Genomic DNA, 6,649 nt, shown 5'->3' with positions numbered 1-6,649 from the left:
TTGTGGGGCCTAGTGTGAGGCTCTCGAAGTGTCTAGGAAAGAAGGGGCGATTCAATGGGTTAGAGGCAGTAATGCAGGAAATGAAGAGGCTTTGTCGAATGAATTAACAGCTTTGAGTAAGGAAAATAGAGATTTGAGAGATAGGTTGGTGGAGTTGGAGTCAAAGCTATCATTAAAGTCACCGATCATAGATGTGATGGTGAAGTCCCCTGCTTTTGATGGTGCCTTATCTTCTTATGTGCCAGTTGAAATGGTGGTGCCTATTGGGCCTGAAGATGTGGATCTATTTCTAAGAGATTACGTTTCAGGCGATGACTTGGAATTGTATAATAATTCAATTCCGAAGCAAGATGAGTTGGATAGATATAATAGTGAATGTGAGAGAATTTTCAAAATAAAAAATAACTCGATGCCACTTGTTATTAAAGTCTCTAATATGGGTACGTCGAAGGCTAATAATCTTTATGTGGATGTTGTGTTTTCGCCTGGCATTTTTGTTTTTGATGGTGATAAAGAATTTTCGATGCCAGTAAGTCCTATTCCGAAAAATCCTCTGGAGCGTGCTAGGGCTAAATATTATGGTGCTAGAGTGAGAGGCTTGGATTTGTATGACAAGAAACGTCAAGATATTTTAGATAATCTATTTAATGCAAGGTCGGCGATCTCCCCGAGTGTAAGTATTATCCCCAAAATACCAGAAATTAATAGGGATTGGGATATGTGGTTAGATGGTGGGAAAGTTACCATTAAGATGGATGAGTTGCTTCATACGCGAAGTAAGATTTTTTCTGATAGATACAAGATGTGTTTCTTATTTAGTGGTAAGCATAGTGTTATCATTAAAATCATATGCGAAGAGTATGGTGAAGTTGAAAGTAAATTTGTGGAATTTGAAGTCTGATTCAATTGTTTTAGGGTTTGTTTAATAATAAAGCTTGCTTTAGGTTGTTGAAAGCAATGGAGTATTTTAGTTTTTCTGTTGATTGTGTGAGCCGTTGGAATAGTTAAATCGAAGTGAGAATGGCCCTGTTCGGGCCATTTTTCATTCAGAACAACAATCCTTGCCCGGTATCACTCAGCGGGGCAAGGTCATCCTCCTTATTCAGAGTCTCTTCAATCCGGCGGTCACACGGCCGGTATTTGGGCACCAGCACGTTGTTGACGGTGGCGTTATGGCCCAGCTCCAGGCAGTTGCTGCCGCCGTAGGCTTCCACCAGTTTGATAGTGGTACTCCGGCCGATCAGGTCGATGATGGTGTGGACGATTTCCGGGACTCGGTGCAAGGCACACCGCTATTGAATAAAAAGCCTTAAGCCAACAGCCCGCCTATCCATTAAATAGCTGGGCTGTTCTGCACGGGTGACTACGCGGGTTTACGCCAGCAATTGCTGCTGTTGCTGCTGCAAACCCAGCAAGCCCTGCATCAAGTGCCTGCGATAGGCATCAGACGGATGCAGGGCCAGCAAGGCCAATACCGCCTCCAGCGTCTGGGCCTGCTCCCGTAATGCTAATTCCAACTGATCAAAACTGCGTGCCAACTCCTGCACCGGGCAGCGCAGCGCGGCAAAGCGGTCCTGCTGCAACATGGCTTGTAGCAGTACGATGTGTTGGCGCATCAGGGGGAGGACGTGTGTGGTGGTTTGGTGTGTCATGAGCTGCGCCCTCCCGTTGGTTGGCATAGGGCGGAGGCGGCAAGCAAGTAAACAGGGAAAATCATGAATGGTCTCCTGGAATGTTTACCTGCCGCCCGACGCCAATCGGGGGTGGCAGGCACATGGCAGGATTGGCGTACCGTTCCAGGAGCGGTGCCTCGTGAGAGGCTCCCACCATGGCCCGCCATAGAAGACGTGCAATGGTTACGGACGCGACAAAGCTTGGCCTTGTGCAAAGTCCGTCTGGAACGGGACGCCAATCCCGGTGCCGCTATTGAACGGCACGGAGGGGATTATCTAGTGCAGCGCTTGGGAAGGCAAGGAACATGGGGGTAAGGCGGGCGGGGGCAAGGCGGGTCATGGTGTACGGAGCGCGGGTCGTGGATGGCAATGCAGTACAAGGCTGCGTCAGCCGGTGATGCAAGGCTTAAACGCGACGTGCTTGCCTTAGTTGGCGGCGTGCCTGCGCCAGGTCCCAGGCGCTTTGCAGTGCCATCCAGAACTGTGCGTTCTGGCCAAACACACAGGCCAGCCGGATGGCGGTGTCCGGGCTGATGCCGCGTTTGCCGGCAATCAGTTCGTTGAGTCTCCGCCGCGAGATGCCCAGTCGCCGTGCCGCCTCGGTCTGGCTGAGTTTGGCTGGTGCCAGAAAACGGCTGTCCAGAAAGCGGCCAGGGTGGAGCGGGGTGCGGGCACTGACGAGCGGAATGGACATGGCGGTGTGCTGGAGTGGTGTGTTGGGCTGAGTTGGTTTGCCGCCAGCGTGTGCTGGCGGCAGTTCGGCAAATCCCACGGTCTTACCAGGAAAATAAAAACGTCAGAGGCAAGGTGCGCCGATGCAGTTGCTGACGTTTTCCTGTTCTAGTCTTTGAACATGCGAAAGCCGCTGATCATGGTCGACACCATGCTCTGCTTGGACATGATGTCCTCACGGATGGCGGCATACACGTGAATCATCACAAACAGGAGGATGGACCACATGCCCAGCCGGTGCCAGTTATGCACGGTGAGGCTGTTGCCGCCAAAGGCGGAAATCACCCAGCCAAAACCCTGATAGGCCCAGCTCTTGGTACCCAGTCCTTCACCGTACAGTGCAAAGCCGGTAAAGCACATGAACACCGCTGCCCACAGGAAGGTGGCCATGGCGATTTGCCCCACCGGATTGTGGCCGATGTATTTCTTCGGGTAGCGCTCCAGAAACAGATACCAGCGCACTTCGAAGAAAAATTCCTTCCACCAGTTCTTGTCCCATACCGGCACCAGAATGATCTCGCGGGCATGGTGATTGCCCACCAGCGCCCAGTATAGTCGGCCAATCAGGCCGATGGCCAGAATGTAGCCGGCGGTGAAATGGGCAAAGCGGATATAGCCCATGACGAAGTTGAAGGTGGCCTCGCCCGGAACCGAGGGCAGGGGTTTGCCAATCAGGTAGCCGGTAACAGACAGGGTGATGATGCATAGCACGGTAATCCAGTGCCACAGGCGCACCGGTGCCTCATATACATAGACGGACGTGACCTTGCGGCCTATGCCCTGCGGGGCGTTGCCGTCGAAGCCGTAGCTTTTCATGTTGAATCTCCTGTTTTCCCGTCGAACCGCCACGCTGCCGGCCATCCTGGGAGTGATGGGCACCCCGGCCAGCGTGGCGGACGATCAGGAAGTTCGCCAGCACCGCCTGCGGGGGGAGCGGGCGGTGCTGACTGGTCAATCGTCGTGTCGTCTGCCTGGCAGGGGGTGCCGCCGGGCGGACGGACGCGACGAACTCAACGTACTTTCACACTCACCAGCTCGCCGCCGTCTTCGCCAATCACATGGGTGGAGCAGGCCAGGCAAGGGTCGAAGCTGTGCAGGGTGCGCAGGATTTCCAGCGGCTGATCCGGCACCGCCATCTTGGTACCCATCAGCGAGGCTTCGTAAGCGCCGATCTGCCCCTTGGCGTCGCGCGGACCGGCATTCCAGGTGGTGGGCACCACGCACTGGTAGCTGTCGATGCGGGTGTCGGCAATCTTCAGCCAGTGGCCCAGTGCGCCGCGCGGGGCTTCGGTAAAGCCCACGCCCTTGGCGGCGGCGGGCCAGCTGGCCGGGTCCCACTTCTCCACATTGGCGGTGGCGGTGTCGCCGTTCTTGATGTTGGTGATCAGGCGGTCGAAGAAGTAGCGCATCTTGTTGGCGGCCCAGGACGACTCCAGCGCACGCGCAGCGGTGCGGCCCAGGGTGGAGAACAAGGCTTCCTTGGGAGCGCCCAGTGCATGCAGCAGCTTGTCCACCGGCTCTTTGAATTCCAGCTTGTTCTGGTGGTAGCCAATCAGGTAGCGCGCCAGCGGGCCTACTTCCATGGCGTGGCCCTTCCAGCGCGGCGACTTGATCCACGAGTACTTGGCCGATTCGTCCAGCTGCTCGATGCGGGTTTTGGTGCCCTTGTGCTTGGCACCCAGCTCGAATTTGGGCGCGGTGATGCCATCGAAGGGGTGCAGGCCCTTGCTGTCATCGCCATAGCTGTACCAGCTGTGGGTGACGAATTCCTGGATTTCATCCGGGGCGTACAGGTCGATCGGGTGGATTTCGTTGAACTTGCCATTGATGATGGCACCGCGCGGCAGCAGCAGGCTGCTTTCGCTGTAGTCGTTGGCATGGTCGGGGAAGTCGCCGTAGGACATCACGCTCTGGCTGGCCAGACCGCCGCCGATGGAGGCCCAGTCCTTGTAGAAGCCGGCAATGGCGATCACGTCCGGGATATACACCTGCTCGCAGAAGGTGATGGTGCGGTCGATAATCTGCGATACCAGATTCAGCCGCTCCATATTGATGGCACCGACTGCGCCCACGTCATCGATATTGATGGCGCAGGGCATGCCGCCCACCAGCCAGTTGGGGTGGGGGTTTTTGCCGCCAAAAATGGTGTGGATCTTGACGATGTCTTTCTGGAAATCCAGCGCTTCCAGATAATGCGCCACCGCCATCAGGTTGGCTTCCGGCGGTAGTTTCATCGCCGGGTGACCCCAGTAACCATTGCGGAAGGGGCCCAGCTGGCCGGATTCAACAAAGCGCTTCAGCCGCGATTGCAGGTCACGGAAATAGCCGGGGCTGGACATGGGCCAGTCGGAAATGCTCTGTGCCAGCTCGCTGGTTTTTTTCGGGTCGGCCTTGAGGGCGGACACCACGTCCACCCAGTCCAGCGCGTGCAGGTGGTAGAAGTGCACCAGGTGGTCGTGCACATACAGCGTGGCCTGCATCAGGTTGCGGATCAGGTTGGCATTGTCTGGAATCTTGATCTTCAGCGCGTCTTCCACGGCGCGTACCGAAGTCAGCGCGTGGGTGCCGGTGCACACACCGCAAATACGCTCGACAAAGGCCCAGGCGTCACGCGGGTCGCGGCCCTTGAGAATCACTTCCAGGCCGCGCCACATGGTGCCGGTGGACACGGCATTGGTGATGATGTTGTTGCTGTCGATGTTCACTTCGCAGCGCAGGTGGCCTTCGATGCGGGTGACCGGGTCCACCACCACGCGGCGGCCGCTATTGTCCAGGGTAAAACCTTGGGTCTGGTAGGACATCAGACGTTCTCCTCGTTCTTGTCTTTATTTTGTGCGGGGGCGGCGGGGTCGAGCGGTTGCAGGTCCTGCTTCTTCAGCATGGTGCTCTTGATGGCGCTGACGGCGGCATGGGCGGCAATGGCAGCCCCGGCGGTACCGGCCACGGCAAAGCCGATCTTGTCGGCATTGGCTTCCACGCCGAATTGCGGAATGGAAGTGACGCGGTCGTAGAACGAGCCCTTGTCCCAGAAGCCTTCTTCCGAGCAACCGATACAGCCATGGCCGGACTGGATGGGGAAGGACACGCCGTCGTTCCAGCGCACGGTGGAACAGGCGTTATAGGTGGTGGGGCCTTTACAGCCCATTTTGTACAGGCAGTAGCCCTTGCGCGCGCCTTCGTCGTCCCAGCTCTCGACAAACTGACCGGCGTCAAAGTGCGGACGGCGATAGCATTTATCATGGATGCGCTGGCCGTAGAACATCTTGGGTCGGCCCTGGCGGTCCAGTTCCGGAATCTTGTCGAAGGTGACCATATAGGTGATGACGGCGGCCATGACTTCCGGAATCGGCGGACAGCCCGGCACCTTGATTACCGGCTTGTCCAGAATCACCTGATGTACCGGGGTGGCGCGGGTGGGGTTGGGCTTGGCGGCTTGCACGCAGCCCCAGCTGGCACAGGAACCCCAGGCGATCAACGCCTTGGCATCAGCCGAAACGCGCTTGAGTTTTTCCACAAAGGGTTCGCCACCGGGGAAGCAGTACATGCCGTCTTCATTGAGCGGCGGGTTGCCTTCCACGGCCACGATGTAATTGCCTTTGTGGTTCTTGATCAGGTCGTCCAGGATGGCCTCGGCCTGATGCCCGGCGGCAGCCATGATGGTGTCGTCGTAATCCAGCGAGATCAGCGACAGGATGGCATCCTTGGCCAGCGGGTGGGCAGAGCGGATAAAGGACTCGGTACAGCAGGTGCATTCCAGGCCGTGCAGCCAGATCACCGGCACGCGCGGCTTGGTTTCCAGTGCATAGGCAATGCGGGGGACAAAAGCCGAGCCCAGGCCCAGCGAGGTGGCGGTCAGGCTGCAGAACTTCAGAAAGCTGCGCCGTGTCACGCCCTGGCGACGCATGGCTTGATAGAAAGTCTCCATGTGTTTACGCTCCTCCATGCCATGCATATGGCATTTAATGTGTTTTCTTGTTGTGCCGGATCTGCGTTTTTAGTGATCTGTCCGGACAGGCTGGCTGTGTTGCAACCTGTTCATGGTTTTCAATTTCCGTGCCAGGGTTGCCAGCATGAAAAAGAGTGAGAAAACAGGGGTTTGCCATGCAGCCTGGAAAACGCGCTGTAAACTTTGTTTGCAGTTTTGCGGCTAAGTGGAAAATAAAACGCAGGCATTCGCGATGAATAAAATACCGATGTCAGCTACAGGGCATTAAGTAGAAAATGTATAATGCCGCTGTAATGAA

General features: G+C 56.3%; 7 protein-coding genes. 1 reads left to right on the top strand and 6 read right to left on the bottom strand.

Annotation, left to right across the window (positions count from 1 at the left end; all coding sequences use genetic code 11):
• Positions 1-28: 28 nt before the first annotated feature.
• Positions 29-901, top strand: coding sequence for a hypothetical protein (locus ACODR9_RS02980; protein ID WP_488807522.1), 873 nt, complete (start codon positions 29-31; stop codon positions 899-901).
• A gap of 145 nt (positions 902-1,046) precedes the next feature.
• Here ACODR9_RS02980 and ACODR9_RS02975 read toward each other — a convergent pair whose 3' ends face one another.
• The 6 genes from ACODR9_RS02975 to ACODR9_RS02950 form a co-directional block, all read right to left on the bottom strand.
• Positions 1,047-1,283 (bottom strand): hypothetical protein, encoded by a 237-nt coding sequence (locus ACODR9_RS02975; protein WP_488807521.1) that lies wholly within the window; start codon positions 1,281-1,283, stop codon positions 1,047-1,049.
• Positions 1,284-1,373: 90 nt separating this feature from the next.
• Positions 1,374-1,652, bottom strand: a complete 279-nt coding sequence (locus ACODR9_RS02970; RefSeq protein ID WP_488807520.1) for a hypothetical protein — start codon at positions 1,650-1,652, stop codon at positions 1,374-1,376.
• Positions 1,653-2,079: 427 nt separating this feature from the next.
• Positions 2,080-2,367, bottom strand: a complete 288-nt coding sequence (locus ACODR9_RS02965; protein ID WP_488807519.1) for a HigA family addiction module antitoxin — start codon at positions 2,365-2,367, stop codon at positions 2,080-2,082.
• 146 nt (positions 2,368-2,513) lie between these two features.
• Entirely contained in the window at positions 2,514-3,221 is a 708-nt protein-coding gene (gene cybH, locus ACODR9_RS02960) for a Ni/Fe-hydrogenase, b-type cytochrome subunit (RefSeq protein ID WP_488807518.1), read from the bottom strand.
• 194 nt (positions 3,222-3,415) lie between these two features.
• Positions 3,416-5,206, bottom strand: coding sequence for a nickel-dependent hydrogenase large subunit (locus tag ACODR9_RS02955; RefSeq protein ID WP_488807517.1), 1,791 nt, complete (start codon positions 5,204-5,206; stop codon positions 3,416-3,418).
• A complete protein-coding gene (locus ACODR9_RS02950) occupies positions 5,206-6,330 on the bottom strand; it encodes a hydrogenase small subunit (RefSeq protein ID WP_488807516.1) in 1,125 nt (374 codons plus the stop codon). The genes ACODR9_RS02955 and ACODR9_RS02950 overlap by 1 nt, the downstream gene beginning before the upstream one ends.
• Between the last annotated feature and the right edge of the window lie 319 nt (positions 6,331-6,649).

The sequence above is a fragment of the Aquitalea sp. FG25 genome (genome assembly GCF_057809375.1).
Note: the sequence above shows the minus strand (reverse complement) of the source record. Positions and strands in the feature narration are given on the sequence as shown.